Below are 16,332 nucleotides of genomic sequence, written 5' to 3'. Positions count from 1 at the left end.
CGCAGCGCCGAGGCCCTCTCGAAGGTGTGGTAGGATGCTCCCGTCGACGAATGCCCCGGCCGGCGCCCTCCAAGGGCAGGCTCCGGGGCCCTCTGGGAGCACCGCTCCGGATTCATGTAACTCACACGTCGCGTCTTGTGGCATCGACTCGTCATCGAAGCCTATGCAATACTTATGAAGGAAGTCCCAGTCGATGATTCCTCCTTCTTCCTCGTCCAGTCTCAGCATTTCGAAAATGACACCCAGCATAAATGCGGTATCTGTGCCCGGGAAGACGGGAACCCAATCTGCGTCAAACGCATTGGCGCTTGCGTTGCAGAAAGGGCCGACGCAAACGAAACGGGCACCTTTGTCCTTGGCGGCGCGTAGATTCCAGGCCGCAAATGCAATGGCTGACCATGCTGGATCTTGGGCGTACAAGACGATCGTCTGAGCATTTTCGATGATATCGAAGCGATCGTTCACCGTCCCCAAGCCACCGTAAGCAACTTCGGGAAGCCCCAGTTGGGCGAGATCCATAAGATAGCTTCCGAAAGACTGGGTGTCCCAGCTTGCGATATAGCCCCCGCAGGCATCAAGCACGGGCGTGCGGTCATTGCGCTGATCCCAAGGATAGAAAACTGCGCGCGGGCCGTAAGTGGTGTATACCTTCTTCAACTGGTCGGCGACGATATCGAGGGCTTCATCCCAACTGATGCGCTCCCACTCATCTTGGCCCCGTAGCTCTCCATGCGGATCGTCGGGACTCCAGTGCTTGCGCTTGACAGGATAGGTGAGCCTGTCGGGACCGAAATCGAGTTCTGCAGCGCACCTCCCACGAAGGCATCCGCGAAACTGAGGGTGCTCTAAGGAGTCCTCATGGCTAGAGTCTGTTTTGGTTCTTACCACTTTGCCATCTTTGACTAAGGCCATGTTGACGCATCCGCCCCCGCAACCTTTGTTACATTCCATGAACTTCCACTCGCCGTCGTTGAGCGATGTGTTGGCGAGACCGCCTTCGTAGGCGCCTTGCTGCGCATAGCTCGCTTCCTTGCCAGTGTCCACCTTTGCCTCGGGCGCGCATCCGGACGCCAGGCAAGCGCTAGCGGCAACGCCTGCAGCTACGAAGCTGCGTCGGTTGAGCGTCGGTGCAGACGTGGTGTTCTTTGCCACGGTTTCCTCCTTCTCCTCAAGGTCATCGACGCCGGCGAGTATAGGAACGGAAGGTGCCTAAGGGTATTGATAAGTTATAACAGGTATCTAAACAAATTATTACTTCCCTGTTCAAACCCTATTTCTTGCCCCCTCGCTAAACCGCTGTGCACTCACGGGAACCTTATCTGCCATGATAAACTATACGTTGTTGACAGAAGGGCGACAAAAGGGAGTGCCGTGCGGCGTTTCGAGACGATTCGCGCCAAATTCATCGTGCTTCTGGCGTCGGTTATCGTGGTGATGCTGGGAACCAACATGTTATGGCAGCACTATGCCAGCGAGCAGTCCACCGAGCGCGAGTTGCTCGACCAGGCGCGGGCACTGTCGTCAAACATGGATGCGGTATGGACGTTTATGACTCGCAATCAGGACCTCATCAACTACGATTCGGCGGGCAACTACGAATTCAAGGGGTTGCAGTGCTCCATCGCCGGACGATCCATCGGTGCGTTGTTCTCGCGGGTCACGGACTATGGCACGAGCTATGTGGCACTTTCGCCGCGCAACGACTATGACTACCCCGACGAGTTCGAAGCATCGGGTCTGAACGCTTTCGCGCAAAATGCTCAGGCAAACGAGTACTATGGCTACGACGAGATCGATGGACACAGCTACTTTCGCTATCTGCGTCGCATGAACATGGAAGAGACCTGCCTCGATTGCCATGGCGAGCCGGCCGGCGAGCTGGACATGACGGGCTATCCGCGTGAAGGGCTGCACGAGGGGGATCTCTACGGTGCCATCTCACTCGCCATTCCCGTAGATGCCTATCAGCAGGCGAGTCGCACGAGCATGATGCAGACGATTGCGCTCTCGGCACTTATGATCCTCGCGTGCATGGCGGTGATCTGGCTGGCCTTAAGTCGCCTTGTCACACGGCCCATCGACCGGGTGCGCAAGGGTATGGAACGCTTCGAGAAGGGGAACCTGGACACTCGTCTTGTTCTCGAGGATACCACGCGTGAGATGAAGCTGCTCACCCGAGGGTTCAACAGCATGGCCGATGAGCTGCAGGAGTCGCACGAATCGCTGGAAATGAAGGTGGAGGAGCGTACGAGTCGGCTGTCGGAGGCCAATGAGGAGCTGGCGGCTCAGCAGGCCAAGCTAGAAGAGGCCAACGGCCGCTTGGCTGACGAGAGCCAGTACAAAAGCGATTTCCTTGCCATGATGAGTCACGAACTGAAAACGCCCTTGGCGGCCTCTATGGCCTTCTCGCGCATTCTGAAGGAGCGCCAGGGCGAGCCAAGCGACGAGGACGCCCAGTTGTGGGCCGAGCTGGAAGCGAATAACCGCTCGCTCCTTGCGCTCATCGAGAGCATTCTGCAGATGGCCCGCATTGAAGCTGGCAAGGAGACGCTCAATCTGGAGCTGATCGATCTGGTGGATGTGTTGGGGCCGCTTCAAGCCACCATTGAGCCCTTGGCCAGTGACAAGGGCATTGTCCTGGAATGGGATATCGCCGACGACATGCCACTTTTGTTCGCCGACGGGGAGAAGTTGCGCCGGGTGTTCGAGAATCTGACCAGCAACGCCCTCAAGTTCACCGAGTCGGGTGGTCGCATCGCGGTGCGCTGCCAGAGTCTTGCTGCCCAGTCCGCCATCGAATTCCGCATCACCGATACCGGCATCGGCATCAGCGCGGCCGATGCGGCGCGCATCTTCGAGAAGTTCACCCAGGCTGACGGTTCCATCAGCCGCAGCTACGGCGGCAGCGGTCTGGGGCTTGCCATGTGCAAGGAGCTGGTGGAGATGCATGGGGGCACCATTGCTGTGGAAAGCGAGCCAGGGGCGGGAAGTACATTTACCGTGCGCATACCGGCGAACCTGCAGCCGCCTGTAGAGAAAGGGGAGTAGCCCGTGTGCAAGATCATGCTCATCGACGACGACCCAAGCTTGCAGCTGGCGTTGCGCCACATTGTGACCGACGAGGGCTATGCGTTCTGCGGAGCCACCGATGGTCGCCAGGGATTAGCGATGCTAGATGAGGAGCATCCCGATCTGCTGCTGCTCGACATCATGATGCCGAAGATGAACGGCTATGAGGTCTGTCAGGAAATGCGTGACCAGGGGCGGCGCATTCCGGTGATCTTCCTGTCTTCGAAAGGCGACATCGTCGACAAGGGCATGGGGTTCAAGGCCGGGGCTGACGACTACTTGGTGAAGCCCTTCGACAACGAGGAGCTGCTCATGCGCATTGAGGCGCACCTGCGCCGCTACAAGAGCGATTTGGCAGCGGCCCGCGCTCGGAAGGCGCTCCCCGTGATCCGAGCGGGAGATTTGGAGATTGATCTGGCCGGTCACGAAGTGCGCAAAAGGGGCGAGGTTGTTGAGCTGACGAACAAGGAGTTCCAGACCCTCGCCCTTCTGGCGAGTCATGCGGGCCAGGCGTTCACCCGCGAGCAGATCTACGAGCATTTGTGGGACGAGGACTGTGTGGTGGACGGTAATTCCATCACAGTCTTCATCCGCCGCATCCGCGAGAAGATCGAGGATAAGGCGAGCCAGCCGGCCTACGTGCTCACGGTTTGGGGCGTTGGCTACAAATTTGCCGCCGATTTTGGCTCCGCCCGATAACCGGCCAGCGCTACTGCATCAGCGGCAGCGCCCTCCGCTTCATTCCCGCTGACAAGCTAGAAGCCGAGGGCTACGGCTACCTGCGCAACATCATGCCCTAACGCACTGTGCAATACGTAGTCGAAACTGAATGAGATTGGGCGGCGCGAAGTGGCTCTGCGCTGTGTTTATGCGATCAACTCGGCGGGATACTTGAATGAGCGGAGGTAGAGCCCCTCAGGCGCGATGTCGATCTCCCCGTCAAGCCATTGCAACACCCCGTGGTCGATGGAGAACGACGAGAAAGTCTCCTGATTTCCCAAAGGCGCAAACGCCTCGAACTCAGTGAGCTCGGTGGCGTCAAGAAGGCGCGTCTCTCCTGTATTGAAGGTAACGAGCATACAGAGGTTGCCAACGTCGCGTGCGTCCGTGACCTTGAGGGTTGCGGTAGGCTGGCTTGCGCATACATAACCATCGGAAACAAACATGGGTAAACCTCTCTGCTTCTTACGCCAGTGGCGCAATTTTGTCGAAGGGCTTCTTCGCGACGGCAAGATTCCAGGCTCGGTAACACGACCTCTCTTCCGACCACTATCTCAACCGAGCTGGGAATTACCAAAATCCGAATTTGTTGCAACCAAAATCCGAGTCTTGGGCGCGAAGGGGTTGATTGTCGTTCTTGGGCGCAGGGGATTAGGCGCGGGGCCAATCCAGGGACCAATCGCTACTACCTGCTCATCTCCGCCTTCCACACTTCGGCGTAGTCGGCTAGCATGGCCGAGAGGCGCTGGCCGATGGCGATGTAATCGTCGGCATTAAGGTTCGCCAGCGACACGCGCACCGACCATTCCGGCGCGTCGAAGCCATGCCCGTCCACGAGCACGACGCCAGTGTCCTGGGCGAGCCGCACCACGATGTCCAGCGAGTCGTAGTTTTCCTTCAGCCACGCGAAGAAGTCGGCGCCGTACAAGCGTGTGGCCCAAATCCCCAGGTCGATCACCGAGTAGTAGCCGGCGCGCTCGGGGTCGGGCTCAAGCGTCCAGCCGAGGCTCTTCCACAGAAGGCCCAGGCGATGCTGCACGAGCTGCTGCATTCGCGTGCGGTACACGTCGCGGTCGTCCAGCAGGCAGTACAGCGCGAACAGCGACATCATCACCTGCTGGGGCGTCCCGAGCCCCGCCGTGCCGTTCAAGGCCACCAGGCGCGAGTCGGCCACCATGCGGTCGGTGAACTTCACCTTCTCGATATGGTCGGTCAGGCATGCGTAGCGGCTGACGAGCACCTTCTTCTTGTCCTCGGGCAGCTTCGCAATGAGGTCGTCGAAAACGTTATCTTGCGCGGTGGCGATGACAGCGAGACGCCAGCCGGTGGCGCCGAAGTACTTTGAGAACGAGTACACGCAGGCGGTGTTGTAGGGCAAATCGGCCAGAAGCGACCGGTAGTGGGGCACGAAGGTGCCGTAGACGTCGTCGCTGATGATGATGAGGTCGGGCCGCTCGTTCTTCACGAGGCTGACGAGCTTGGCCCGCGAGGTATCGTCCAAGGCTACCGACGGCGGGTTCGACGGGTTCACGAGGCACAGCAGCTTGATGGACGGGTCGCGCAGCTTTTCCAGCTCGCTGTCGGGGTACTGCCAGGTGTGCAGCCCATCCGCATCGATAGTGTTCGCCTGGATATAGGTGACGTCCAGGTCGTAGTCGTTCAGCGTGGGGATGTTCAGGTACGGCGTGAAGATGGGGGTCATGAGCGCGATGCGGTCGCCGGGATTCACGAGGAAGTTGCACTTCAGGCTGTAGAACAGATAGCACATGGCCGCCGTACCGCCCTCGGTGGCGAACAGATCGTAAGGGGTCGCGGGCGCGCGGCTGTCGTCCATGGCCTTCACCAGGTAGCGGTTGACGATCTCTTGGGTGTAGCGCAGGATGCGATCGGGCATGGGGTACTCGTCTCCGACGATGCCGCCGGTCCACTCGTGCACGAGTTCGTCGCCGGCCAGGCCCTCAGCGTCCAGGTAATCCCAGGCGCGCTTGAGGAATTGCGCCGGCTTCTCGCGCCCGTGCTCGTCAAGGAAGGCGAGGAAACGCGCGGCGGCGCCCTCGGCGGCGGGCATGCCCGCCAGGTCGAAGTCCGGCTCGTCCATGGTGCGGCGCGCCTCTTCCATGGCAAAGGCGCCCAGCAGGAAGAAGGCCTCGCGGGGCAGGGTGGTTATCCAGTTCGGGTTGCCGCGCCCGGCGTTCAGCAGGGTGCGCGTGGTGCCTTCATCGCCCTTCTTAGCCATCTTCACCAGAAGGTTCTTCACCTCGAAGGGCGACATGGCGCCGAGCGATTCCTCGAAGGAGCGATCGTCGTTGGCCTTGATGCCGGCCTCGATGGCGGCGGGGGAGTCGGTGGCAGCGGTGCCGGCACCGTGGGAAGTCGAAGGGGTGGCAGTGCTCATGGGGCGTCCTTTCTCGTGGTAGCCCCATTGTGCCGCGCGCGAACGCCGATGTTCCTCGCGCGCCGCCACCTGTAAGGAAAGTGAGAACCTCGAAGGTTCGTTTTGGCACCGCTGTTTACCTTGCGCGCAGCCGCTCGTTCAGCCGCACGCAGTCGGTTACTTCCACAGAAGCGAGGCGCTCTCGTCGCGCTCGAGGCATAAATCGCGCAGCTGCTCCAATTCCTCCTTGTAGTCGGCGGGATTATCCGACTCGTCGCGGTAATCGAGCTCTTCCAGCACTTCCACCTGGAAGTTCTCCTCACCGTAGCGCCGCCAAAGCTCCAGCAGATACCGGTTGGGATGGTAATCCGAGTTCAACTTGAACGTGATGCCGTTGGTGTCGCCGGGGATGTTGCGCGATGCCAGAAGGAAGCTCTCTCCCGTAGGCACGCAGCGAAACGACAGCACGCCCATAGGCGGCCGACTGGTGCGATACGCTTCTTTCAGTTCGCGTTTGCGCTGGTTGTTCATCGATGCCTCCTGTCCGTTGAAATTTAGTGATCGAGAGTGCGCGCGAATAGGCGAGAATGCAGAGCATCATAAGCGGCAGCAAGCAAAAATAACTTCACAAGGAGGATGCAGCGGTGGGACTGATGGATTTTCTGAAACCGGCCGATATCAACGCCGGCGTGGAGGAGTTCCGCGCGACGCCGGGCGCGCGGCTGATCGACGTGCGCACGCCGGGGGAATACGCTGGCGGCCATATTCCCGGTGCGGCGAACGTGCCGCTGCAGCAGATCAGCGCCATCGTGAGCGAGGTGCCCGACAAGAGCACGCCGCTGTTCGTGTACTGCATGAGCGGGGCGCGCAGCCAGCAGGCGGTCGGCGCCCTCAAGCAGATGGGCTACACCGACGCGCGCAACATCGGCGGCATCGGCAGCTGGCGCGGAGACGTAGAACGCTAGGGCCATCGCTCGGCTTACGGCCCCCACAGGAGAGGACCGCGACGGTTACAGCGAAGCTTCGAAGTTGGCCGCAACCTCGCCAGGCGAGTGTGTCTCAGCGAAAATAGGCGGTGCGAGAAAGGATGCCCCATGCGCCCCTATGAGGAACTAATCGTCGACATTCCGAACTATCCGAAGCCCGGGGTCGTGTTCAAAGACCTCACGCCGGCCTTCGCCGCCGCCGACGCCTTCGCCGCCATGGTAGACGATCTGGCGGCCCATTTCGCCGATCGCGTCATTACCAAGGTGGTGGGCGCCGAGGCCCGCGGGTTCATCGTGGGCGCGGCCGTGGCGCTGCGCCTGGGGGCCGGGTTCGTGCCCTGCCGCAAGCCGGGTAAGCTCCCGCGTACGACGTTGCGCGAGTCCTATGTGCTGGAGTACGGCACCGATGCGCTGGAGATTCACGCCGATGCGCTGACGCCCGACGACGTGGTGCTCATTGTGGACGATCTGGTGGCCACGGGCGGCACCACGACGGCCATGGTGCGTCTCGTTCGCGCAAGCGGCGCCCGCCTCGTCGGCTTCGGGTTTGTCGTGGAGCTCGCCTTCCTCGACCCTCGCGCCGTTATCGCCGCCGAGACCGACGCCGAGGTATTCTCGCTCGTTGCCGTTGATTAGACAGCTAGGGTGCGGCCTCCGGAGGTAGCTACGGCGCAGCGTCTGGCAGATGATAGGAAGAGCGAGAGAGCCGCTCTTCCTATCCCAAAAATAACAGGTTCATCAGCACGTTGAGGGCGAGCAGTCCTACGATGATGAGCGCGAACAGGCCGATGCGGCGGGTGTCGCCCACCGCGAGACCGGTTTTCGGGTCGATCGGGTGCGCCGAGGGGTTCTCCTTCGCCAGGCCGCCGTAGATCTTCTTGAAGATGATGTAAGCCACCACGCCCGAGGCGAGGAACGCCACGGTGGCGAAGAAGTTCGCCACGGGGTTCAGGCACAGGGTGAAGGTAGCGATACCGAAGGCCAAAGCCGAGTACAGGCGCACGCCCATCTTCCCGCCGCCGATGACGTACATGTCGGCCGGACGGCTTTCCACTGGGTACATCTTGCGCAGGCGCATCACGATGAAGCCGAGGAACATGTAGCGGGCCAAGATGAAGATGATGTTCATCTCGATGATGGTGGTGAAGTCGAACTGCGAGAAGACAAGCGACGAGGCGGCGATGGTGAGCACGCCCACGTAGGGGCTGCGGCCGGCCTTGTCCACCTTGCGGATGAATTTGGGGAACAGGTTGTCCTCCGACAGCACCCAGAAGCTGCGGGAGCCGCTGGCCAGGTAGGTGTTGTAGATGGTGCACTGGCTCATGATGGCGATGACGAGGAACAGCACCACGCCGGAGTGGCCGAGCACCATGGAGAAGATGGTGCCGTAGCCGAGCACGTCGGCCGAGAAGCCGCCGTCGATGCCCCATTGCGTCCACGAGCCGGCCGGGTAGGCGGCCAGGCAGGCCAAGGTGGGCAGGATGTAGGACAGGGCAATGAGCGGCAGGGCGATGCGGAAGCCCTTGGCCACGTTGCGGGAGTCCTCGTATTCTCCGGACATGGCGGCGATGCACTCGTAGCCGCAGTACATCCAGATGCCGATGCTGAGGGATTCCACCAAACACCCCATGGGGGCCTCGGGGGTGGCGAAGATGGGGTCGAAGGGGTTGGTCTGCCAGTTGATGAGGCCGAAGACCACGGCCATGCCGAACACGATGAGGATGAGCACCGAGAAGAAGGTGCTGATGCGCTCCACCTCGATGAGCCCCACGAGGTTGACCACGGTGAAGCAGCCCACCACGAGCAGCTTCACCACGAAGGTGCCCTCGGCATCGAGGGACAGCAGCTGGGAGGTGTAGCCGCCCACCATGGCGATGTAGGCGCCCGAGGAAATGTAGGTGTCCATGGAGGTCCACCAGCCGGCCTGGAAGCCCCAGAACTCGCCGAAGGTCTCCTTGGCCCAGGCGTAGATGCCGCCCTCCCGGGGCAGGATGGCATTGGCCTCGGCCACCAGTCGGCTGATGGGGCGCGCCCACACGAAGGGCAGCACCATGAGGATGATGAGGGTGAGGCCCGGACCGGCGGCGGGGATGATCTCCTCGATGCCGAAGGCGCCGGCCGACACCAGACAGAACAGCATGAAGGCGATGCCGATGGCGCTGATATTGGTCTTCCGCAGATTGCCGATGGACCCGGCAGGCGGGGTCGGCGGGAAGAGATCCTGTTCTCCGGCAGGAAGCGAGTTGTTGGCGGCCAAGCGCGAACCACCCCCTTGAAGGTTCGGCAATAGATGCGGATTGCAGTGTAGTTCATTCCCCGCGGGCCCGTGGGCGCAGGGCCGCGGGGGCGGCAAGCGGATGAGACGCGGCGGTTGGGGCCAGCGGAGCCGAGGCAACGGCTGACAGGAAGCCAAGAGCGCGGATGGCATGCGCCGCCGCGGACGGTTCCCGTTGGGCGGCGATGGCGAGGGCGCGGACGGTTTTTTCCTAGGGAATGGTGACGAACATGGTGTCGTTAATGATGCAGGCATCGCCGTCGGCGAGCTTCTCGCGCTTGAGGGGCAGCCCATCGTTGCCGAGGAAGCCCTCGTAGAAGAGATCTTCGCCGGCGAAGAGGTAGTCCACGTCGATGTCCTCGATGCGACGGCCAAGCAGGATGCTGCGGAAGTCCAGGGCGAGGAAGGCCCCAATGAGGCCCTCGGCCTCGGCCAGCGCCTCGGGGGCGAAAGCGCCGAAGGGGAAGGGGTCGCCGCCGGGTTGGCCGGCCCGCAGCAGGTACAGCTCGTCGGCGGTGCAGGCGTAATCGAGGCGCAGGGTGCTGTCGGCGGGAAAACCGAGGGCCCGGCGCACGGCCATTTCGGTGACAGAAGGGTTATCCGGGTGCAGGACAAGGGTGCCGAAGTAGACGGCGAGACTGAAGCTGAGCTCGCCGGTGGAGGGGTCCTCGCCGGTCCAGGCGGCCGCGGACACGCGATTGCCCACGCGGTCGAACAGGAGTTGCACCTGGGCGCACTCCGGCGGTACGACGAAATAGGGGCGATTGAAGATGTCGTTGTAGCTCATGGTGTCCTCCCGGGGGCGAGGGCTCGCGACCGCAGGGCGACGGCGCCCGGCGGGCGGGCGGGGTGCTCGGCGTGTTTCTCTGATGTTTCTACCATAGCGCAGCGCGGCGACGAAAGAAATAGTCGCAATAGTCCCATTTTCGGAATTTCGGACCGATTCGGGAAAAAGAACGGCCCCGCCGGCGTCGACGGGGCCGCAAAAAGGATCGGGGATTGTGCTGGGCCGCGACGCCAGATCGCCGGGGGCGAGCGGTGCCGCAGGCGGCCCGGTGACCCCGGCGATGGCGGTCGCCAGGTCCGTCCGGCCTTCCCTGCCTACTCGTCCTCGGGGATGAGGCCGGCCTCGTAGGCCGCCTGGAGACGGCGCAGGTCGCCGATGCGCTGGCGGATGGCCGCACCCTCGTCGGTGTCGGCCACGGTGCGCGGGGCGTCGTAGCGCTCGAGCACGCGGCGCGCGCCAATGATGTCGGCATTCTCCTGAATGGCCGCCTCGCGCGAGGTCAGCGGCTCGTTCGCGTCCAGGAACAGGCCCTCGGCGTTCGATACCAGGGTGTAGCCGGCCAGACCCGTGGTCTTCTGATAGGCGCTCGAGAAGCCGCCGTCGATGGTGAGCACGCGCCCCGCGGCCTTCACCGGGTCCTCGCCGTCTTTCGCCTTCACCGGCACGTGTCCGCAGATGATGCGCGAGGTAGCCGGATCCATGCCGAAGTCGCGGAAGATGCCGTCTACCACCGCGGGGTCGTCCAGCAGCGTGTAGAAGGGGTTCTTCACCTCCTTGCGGGCGGCCTTGTCGGCGATGAGGTACAGCTCGAAGGTGGCCATCTTGCTCTTGGCGAACAGGGGCGAGCCGGGGCCGAGCCACAGGTACCACAGCATGGCCAGGCCGCGCTCGCGTTCCTCCTCGTCGGCGGCGAGGAAGGCCGCGCGCACCGAGGCGTCCACCATGTCGTAGAGGGCCCGTCCCCGGTAGGTTTCGCCGAACAGGGTGACTTCCAGCAGCGACCCGTCGGGAGCCAGGGGCACGCAGGCGTGCAGCAGCAGGTTGCCGTTCTCGATCTTGTACAGGCTGCCGTGGTCGAGGAAGAAGGCCATGTGGCGCTGGAGGCGCTCGCAACGGGTGAAGGCGGCGCAGAGCTGCTCGATGACGGCCGCCTCTCCCTCGGTCAGGCGGTAGGGGTCGTTCCAGTCCACCGTGGGGAAGGCGGTGTCGGTCAGTGTGTATTCCACGCCGTCCACTACCACGGTGCCGCGCTCGCGGTCAATGCGATGCAGCAGGTTGCGGTCGTCCAGGCCGAAGGAGGGGTTTGCGGCGATGAGGGCCGCCTCCACCTTGAACTGGATGACGGCCATGGCCTTCTGGATCTTCTCGGTCAGCGCGGTCTCGGCGGCCGAGAGGCCGGGGTTACCCTTGAGGGCGAAGGCGACGCAGGGGTCGTCGGCGTAGGCCTTGGCGGCGAAGCTGGCCAGGGGGCGCAGGTTGATGCCGTAGGCGTCCTCCAGGATGGACAGGTTGCCGTAGCGGGCGCAGATGCGCACCACGTTGGCCACGCTGCCGGGGCTGCCGGCGGCCGCGCCCATCCACAGGATGTCGTGGTTGCCCCACTGCACGTCCACGGCGGGGTAGTCCAAAAGTTCGTCCATGATGAGGTGGGGCGCCGGGCCGCGGTCGTATACGTCGCCGATGAGGTGCAGCTGGTCCACCACGAGGTGCCGGGTCAGCTCGGCCAGGGTGATGGCCAGGTTGACGCCGTAGCCGCCCTCGATGGCGGCCTCGATGAGGGCCGCGGCGGTGCCGGCCTTGGCGGTCACGCCCTGGGCGGCCAAAAGCGCAGCGGCCACGGCGCCGAAGTCGGCGGGAATGAGGGCGTCCACCTCGGCCAGGCCGTGGCGGCTGGCGGCAGCATGGGCCAGGGCCGCCAGTCGGCTCAGGGTAGCGGCGAGCCAGGCATCGGCGGCCTCGTCGCTGGCGGCACGGCCGAGAACCCCGAGGGCCTTCTCTTCCGGATAGGCCACTACGGCGGCCAGCTCGGCGGCTTCCCCGGCGGTCAGCCCAGCGCCGAAAGTGTCGGCGATGAGGGTGCGCACGGCGCCCGATCCGTTGCGCAGCAGGTGGGAGAAGGCGTTGTACTCGCCGTGGATGTCCGAAGCGAACAGCTCCGTGCCCCGGGGCAGGGCCAGCACCCCTTCCAGCATCGCCGCCGCTTCGGCTGCCTCGCTGGCCGTCGGGTACAGCTCTGAGAGAGCTTCTAGGTAAGTCGTTTCAAGCGCGTCCATAGATCATCCTCCTTGTTGGACCGCAGAGATTCCGTGACCCCATTGTATCCGACCCCGCTCGACCGCCGTCCCTCCCCGCAGAAACTGCGGAGACGGAGCGGGCTTCCCGTTCGCGCAACGGGAGGGCGCGGAGCACTCTCGCGAAGGTGCTCCCATGGGAGAGCCGCCGGCTCGCGTTCTCCGGTGCCGGGGGATGGTGGCTTATGGTGATGTGGGGGGGGCGGTGGCGGTGGCGGCGCACGGCTCCGAGGAGGGAACTCTAATACTTTTCCCAGAGGCGCAGCTCCAGGTAGGAGGCGGTGACGCAGGCAATGAAGCCGATAATGATGAGGGCAAAGACGACGTTGGCGGCTTTGGGGTTCAAGAGCGAGAAACCCTCGCAGACGAGCGGGAAGATGATCCAGACGTAGATCATGGTGGCCAGGCCGATGAAGAAGTCGTTCACGAGCCAGGCCTGGCCGAACACGTTGCCCGGCAGTTGGGAGTTGTCCCAGAAGGGGTACTCGCCGGTGGCCGGGTCGGGTTGGTTGATGAGCCAGCCCATGACTAGTTCCAGCACCATGGCGATGACGATGGCCAGAACGAGGGATTCCAGGAACGCGCCCCAAAGCGTCTTGCGATGCAGGATCAGCCGCTCCTTCAAGGGTTCGATGAGCAAGGTCATGAACACGGCGCCGAAGCCGTAGACCCAGTAAGGGTGGTACCACGGGTCGGTCCACACGGCGTAGTCGTCGGCTACGATGCCAAAGCATTGGTCCATCAACCAGCAGTAGGGCATTTCCAGCCAATGGCCCAGGATGCAGCACAGGCAGAAGCACACGATGAGAACGCGCCAGAACTCCCAGGTGCGGGGCGCAAAGTAGCCGATCTCATCGTGCTCGGTCAGTTTTCTCATGTTCGGGAATGCCATGATGCTTCCTCGCTCGGACGTCCGTTGGCTCTAGGGTACTCCCGACTGCCGTCCATCGGCGGTGGCATCTCTCAGCTTTTGACTCACCGTTGCCCGCCCGTTGCCGAATGCGGCGAGGGGACATGCAGCGCCATGCGCTAGCGGCTGGTCGCGAGACCGAGTGAGGGATCGGGTGCGGAATCGGGTGTGCGGCCGGGCGCGGCGCTGCGGGCGAGACCGAATGCAGCGCCGTGGATGAGACGGGCACGAGATCAGACGCGGCGCCGCGGGCGAGACCGGATGCAGCGCCGTGGATGAGGTGGGAAGACCGGGCGCGAGGCTGCGGGCGAGACGGGTCGCGAGACCGAGCACGGCGCCGCGGGCGAGACGGGTGTGAGCGGAGCTGTGTTTCTGAAATCGCACTTTCTGCGCAGTAAACTCCGCGAAGTAGACATGCGGAGGGGGCAAGAGGCCCGGTGCGCAGGTTTCCGCTTAATGCGAAAGATGCTGACCAGGCGTTTTCTTCCACGTCGCTTCACGATTTCTCGTAGCGTCGAAAAGCGACATCTATCTCGCGGCGTTTCCTGCACAAAATCCGCGGGTTTGGGCGCACGGGGTGTTTTCGGTCGCGGGATCCGTCAAATCGTGGTACCCTGCGAAACGAAGCTAAGCGCGCCGTGACTGACGGGCAAGCGTGGAAGACCACGGGGGAGCAGCGCGCGATTTCCGCCGACCGTCTGGGCAAGCCGACCTGCGCATTCGCGTGGCGTTGGTTTGCCCTTTTTCATGGGCGGAATGCGGGGAAGTGCCGCAGGGGAATGCGGGCCGTTGCAGGGGCCGTGCGCTTGCGGTCAGGTCAGAGAGAAAGGGAAGTCCGTGCAAGATCTCGTCGAACTGCTGAAGAACAACCCCTACCCGGGCCGCGGCATCGTGGTGGGGAAGGACACCGTGTACTACTTCATCATGGGCCGAAGCCTTAACAGCCGCAACCGCATCTTCGCCATCGAGCCCGACGGCATCCGCACCGAGGCCCACGACCCAGCGCTTTTGGAGGATCCGAGCCTTATCATCTACCATCCGGTGCGCACCATGGGCGAGGCGCTCGTGGTGACCAACGGCGACCAGACCGACACTATCGTGGAGGCGGGCGACTTCCGCGCCGGCTGCATGGCCCGCGAATATGAGCCCGATGCGCCGAACTTCACCCCGCGCATCTCGGCCATCGTGAACCCCGACGGCACCTTCGAGCTGTCCATCCTGAAGCACGGGGCCGACGACCGCTGCATTCGCGAGTTCTTCACCTACGAGGGCGTCGACGAGGGCTGCGGCTACTTCATCAGCACCTACCAGGGCGACGGCAACCCGCTGCCCACTTTCGCCGGCGAGCCCATTCCCGTTGCGCTGCCCACCGCCGACGAGCTGTGGGGCGCGCTCAACGACGAGAACAAGGTGAGTCTGTACGCCAACGTGAACGGCGAGGTCACCCTCTACAACAAGAATCTCGGGGACTAGCCAGGTAGTCGGGCGAGGAACACCCCTGCTCCTCGCCCGACCGACTGGAATTGAGCGCAGAGGGGCGCGGGGTGGTGCTCACCAAGCGAGTTCCGCAGCGAACGAAACAGTCCAGTGGACTGTTTCGCCGAGCAAGGACTGTTTGAGCGACTGAGCATTACCCCGCGGCCCGACCCCGATGACTTACGACAACGAAGGAGAATCATGAACGAACTGGAACTGAAGTACGGTTGCAATCCGAACCAGAAGCCCTCGCGCATCTATATGAAGGACGGCAGCGACCTGCCCATTCAGGTGCTGAACGGCAAGCCCGGCTACATCAACTTCCTCGACGCCTTCAATTCCTGGCAGCTCGTGCGTGAGCTGAAGGAGGCCACGGGGCTGCCTGCCGCGGCGTCCTTCAAGCATGTGTCGCCGGCCGGTGCTGCGGTGGGCCATCCGCTGACCGACACCGACCGCGCCATGTACTTCGTGGAAGAGGAGGGCGAGCTGTCGCCCATCGCCTGCGCCTACATCCGCGCCCGCGGAGCCGATCGTTTGTGCTCCTACGGCGACTGGGCCGCGCTGTCCGATGTGTGCGACGCCGACGTGGCCCGTTACCTGGCGAAGGAGGTGTCCGACGGCATCATCGCGCCGGGCTATACCGACGAGGCGCTCGAGATTCTGAAGACCAAGCGCAAGGGCTCCTTCAACGTGGTGCAGATCGATCCCGCCTACGTGCCGGCCGAGACGGAGCTGAAGGACGTGTTCGGCATCACCTTCGAGCAGGGCCACAACAACTTCGAGATCAACGAGGCGCTGCTGGAGAACGTGGTGACCGAGAACAAGGAGATTCCCGAGGCGGCCAAGATCGACATGATCGTGGCCCTCATTACGCTGAAGTACACCCAGTCCAACTCTGTGTGCTATGTGAAGGACGGCCAGGCCATCGGCGTGGGCGCCGGCCAGCAGAGTCGCATCCACTGCACGCGCCTGGCGGGCAACAAGGCCGACAACTGGTGGCTGCGCCAGCACCCGCGCGTGCTGGGGCTGCCGTTTGTGGAGGGCATCCGCCGCCCCGACCGCGACAACGCCATCGACGTGTACATCTCCGACGAGTGGGAGGACGTGCTGGCCGATGGCGAGTGGCAGCGCGTGTTCACCAAGCGTCCCGAACCGCTCACCCGCGAGGAGAAGAAGGCCTGGATCGCCGAGATGAGCGGCGTGACCGTGGGGTCGGACGCCTTCTTCCCCTTCGGCGACAACGTGGAGCGCGCCCGTAAGTCCGGCGTGGAATATATCGCCGAGCCTGGCGGCTCCATTCGCGACGACAATGTCATCGAGGTGGCGAACAAGTACGGCATCGCCATGGCCTTCACCGGTATGCGCCTGTTCCACCACTAGGATTAAAGCGATTCGACGGGTTAATGACCTTCCTTCGGGGAGGTCATTTCTTTTGCTACACTGC

At 63.1% G+C, this 16,332-nt stretch carries 14 protein-coding genes and 1 riboswitch; of the genes, 6 read left to right on the top strand and 8 right to left on the bottom strand.

Annotation, left to right across the window (positions count from 1 at the left end; translation table 11 throughout):
• Window positions 1-1,152, bottom strand: a 1,152-nt coding sequence (locus F8D48_RS05085; protein ID WP_151430202.1) for a molybdopterin-dependent oxidoreductase, incomplete at its 3' end; no start/stop codon positions are given.
• A 219-nt stretch (window positions 1,153-1,371) separates the two neighbouring features.
• Here F8D48_RS05085 and F8D48_RS05080 point away from each other — a divergent pair.
• Both F8D48_RS05080 and F8D48_RS05075 read left to right on the top strand, forming a co-directional pair.
• Entirely contained in the window at window positions 1,372-3,048 is a 1,677-nt protein-coding gene (locus tag F8D48_RS05080; RefSeq protein ID WP_151430200.1) for an ATP-binding protein, read from the top strand.
• 3 nt (window positions 3,049-3,051) lie between these two features.
• Complete coding sequence (locus F8D48_RS05075) at window positions 3,052-3,768, top strand: response regulator transcription factor (RefSeq protein WP_151430198.1); 717 nt, start codon at window positions 3,052-3,054, stop codon at window positions 3,766-3,768.
• Window positions 3,769-3,935: 167 nt separating this feature from the next.
• Here F8D48_RS05075 and F8D48_RS05065 read toward each other — a convergent pair whose 3' ends face one another.
• From F8D48_RS05065 to F8D48_RS05055, 3 genes are all read right to left on the bottom strand, one after another.
• Window positions 3,936-4,235 carry a DUF2442 domain-containing protein gene (locus F8D48_RS05065; RefSeq protein WP_151430197.1) on the bottom strand — a complete coding sequence of 100 codons (300 nt, stop codon included), beginning with the start codon at window positions 4,233-4,235 and terminating at the stop codon, window positions 3,936-3,938.
• Between the two features lie 239 nt (window positions 4,236-4,474).
• Window positions 4,475-6,184 (bottom strand): bifunctional aspartate transaminase/aspartate 4-decarboxylase, encoded by a 1,710-nt coding sequence (locus F8D48_RS05060; RefSeq protein WP_151430196.1) that lies wholly within the window; start codon window positions 6,182-6,184, stop codon window positions 4,475-4,477.
• 156 nt (window positions 6,185-6,340) lie between these two features.
• On the bottom strand, window positions 6,341-6,694 hold the full coding sequence (locus tag F8D48_RS05055) for a GIY-YIG nuclease family protein (RefSeq protein WP_151430195.1): 354 nt from the start codon (window positions 6,692-6,694) through the stop codon (window positions 6,341-6,343).
• A gap of 122 nt (window positions 6,695-6,816) precedes the next feature.
• On the opposite strand from F8D48_RS05055, the gene F8D48_RS05050 reads away from it, so the two are divergent.
• Both F8D48_RS05050 and F8D48_RS05045 read left to right on the top strand, forming a co-directional pair.
• Complete coding sequence (locus F8D48_RS05050; protein WP_205717327.1) at window positions 6,817-7,128, top strand: rhodanese-like domain-containing protein; 312 nt, start codon at window positions 6,817-6,819, stop codon at window positions 7,126-7,128.
• Between the two features lie 129 nt (window positions 7,129-7,257).
• Window positions 7,258-7,785: an adenine phosphoribosyltransferase gene (locus F8D48_RS05045; RefSeq protein WP_151430193.1), complete on the top strand. Its 528-nt coding sequence runs from the start codon at window positions 7,258-7,260 to the stop codon at window positions 7,783-7,785.
• A 79-nt stretch (window positions 7,786-7,864) separates the two neighbouring features.
• On the opposite strand, the gene F8D48_RS05040 is transcribed toward F8D48_RS05045, so the two are convergent.
• The 4 genes from F8D48_RS05040 to F8D48_RS05025 form a co-directional block, all read right to left on the bottom strand.
• A complete protein-coding gene (locus F8D48_RS05040) occupies window positions 7,865-9,406 on the bottom strand; it encodes an APC family permease (RefSeq protein WP_170272732.1) in 1,542 nt (513 codons plus the stop codon).
• Between the two features lie 229 nt (window positions 9,407-9,635).
• A complete protein-coding gene (locus F8D48_RS05035) occupies window positions 9,636-10,211 on the bottom strand; it encodes a hypothetical protein (RefSeq protein WP_151430191.1) in 576 nt (191 codons plus the stop codon).
• 314 nt (window positions 10,212-10,525) lie between these two features.
• The gene (locus F8D48_RS05030; protein ID WP_151430190.1) at window positions 10,526-12,484 is read right to left on the bottom strand and encodes a fructose-bisphosphatase class III; all 1,959 of its coding nucleotides are present in this window, start codon (window positions 12,482-12,484) and stop codon (window positions 10,526-10,528) included.
• Between the two features lie 259 nt (window positions 12,485-12,743).
• Window positions 12,744-13,394: a putative ABC transporter permease gene (locus F8D48_RS05025; protein ID WP_151430189.1), complete on the bottom strand. Its 651-nt coding sequence runs from the start codon at window positions 13,392-13,394 to the stop codon at window positions 12,744-12,746.
• A gap of 646 nt (window positions 13,395-14,040) precedes the next feature.
• Window positions 14,041-14,123, top strand: a riboswitch (ZMP/ZTP riboswitch).
• A 126-nt stretch (window positions 14,124-14,249) separates the two neighbouring features.
• Here F8D48_RS05025 and F8D48_RS05020 point away from each other — a divergent pair.
• Together F8D48_RS05020 and F8D48_RS05015 are read left to right on the top strand one after the other, a co-directional pair.
• On the top strand, window positions 14,250-14,885 hold the full coding sequence (locus tag F8D48_RS05020; RefSeq protein ID WP_151430188.1) for an IMP cyclohydrolase: 636 nt from the start codon (window positions 14,250-14,252) through the stop codon (window positions 14,883-14,885).
• A 204-nt stretch (window positions 14,886-15,089) separates the two neighbouring features.
• On the top strand, window positions 15,090-16,268 hold the full coding sequence (locus F8D48_RS05015; protein WP_151430187.1) for a phosphoribosylaminoimidazolecarboxamide formyltransferase: 1,179 nt from the start codon (window positions 15,090-15,092) through the stop codon (window positions 16,266-16,268).
• Window positions 16,269-16,332: the final 64 nt, after the last annotated feature.

The sequence above is a fragment of the Adlercreutzia muris genome (assembly GCF_008831045.1).
In the GTDB taxonomy this organism is placed as follows: domain Bacteria; phylum Actinomycetota; class Coriobacteriia; order Coriobacteriales; family Eggerthellaceae; genus Adlercreutzia; species Adlercreutzia muris.
The sequence above is the reverse complement of the archived record's forward strand: the minus strand, read 5'-3'. Positions and strand labels throughout refer to the sequence as shown.

Bases quoted from the DNA above. Each gene is read 5' to 3' on its own strand.
- F8D48_RS05055 (WP_151430195.1), bottom strand. From the start codon at position 6,694: ATGAACAACCAGCGCAAACGCGAACTGAAAGAAGCGTATCGCACCAGT.
- F8D48_RS05045 (WP_151430193.1), top strand. From the start codon at position 7,258: ATGCGCCCCTATGAGGAACTAATCGTCGACATTCCGAACTATCCGAAG.
- F8D48_RS05035 (WP_151430191.1), bottom strand. From the start codon at position 10,211: ATGAGCTACAACGACATCTTCAATCGCCCCTATTTCGTCGTACCGCCG.
- F8D48_RS05025 (WP_151430189.1), bottom strand. From the start codon at position 13,394: ATGGCATTCCCGAACATGAGAAAACTGACCGAGCACGATGAGATCGGC.
- F8D48_RS05015 (WP_151430187.1), top strand. From the start codon at position 15,090: ATGAACGAACTGGAACTGAAGTACGGTTGCAATCCGAACCAGAAGCCC.
- F8D48_RS05030 (WP_151430190.1), bottom strand. From the start codon at position 12,484: ATGGACGCGCTTGAAACGACTTACCTAGAAGCTCTCTCAGAGCTGTAC.
- F8D48_RS05060 (WP_151430196.1), bottom strand. From the start codon at position 6,184: ATGAGCACTGCCACCCCTTCGACTTCCCACGGTGCCGGCACCGCTGCC.
- F8D48_RS05065 (WP_151430197.1), bottom strand. From the start codon at position 4,235: ATGTTTGTTTCCGATGGTTATGTATGCGCAAGCCAGCCTACCGCAACC.
- F8D48_RS05050 (WP_205717327.1), top strand. From the start codon at position 6,817: ATGGATTTTCTGAAACCGGCCGATATCAACGCCGGCGTGGAGGAGTTC.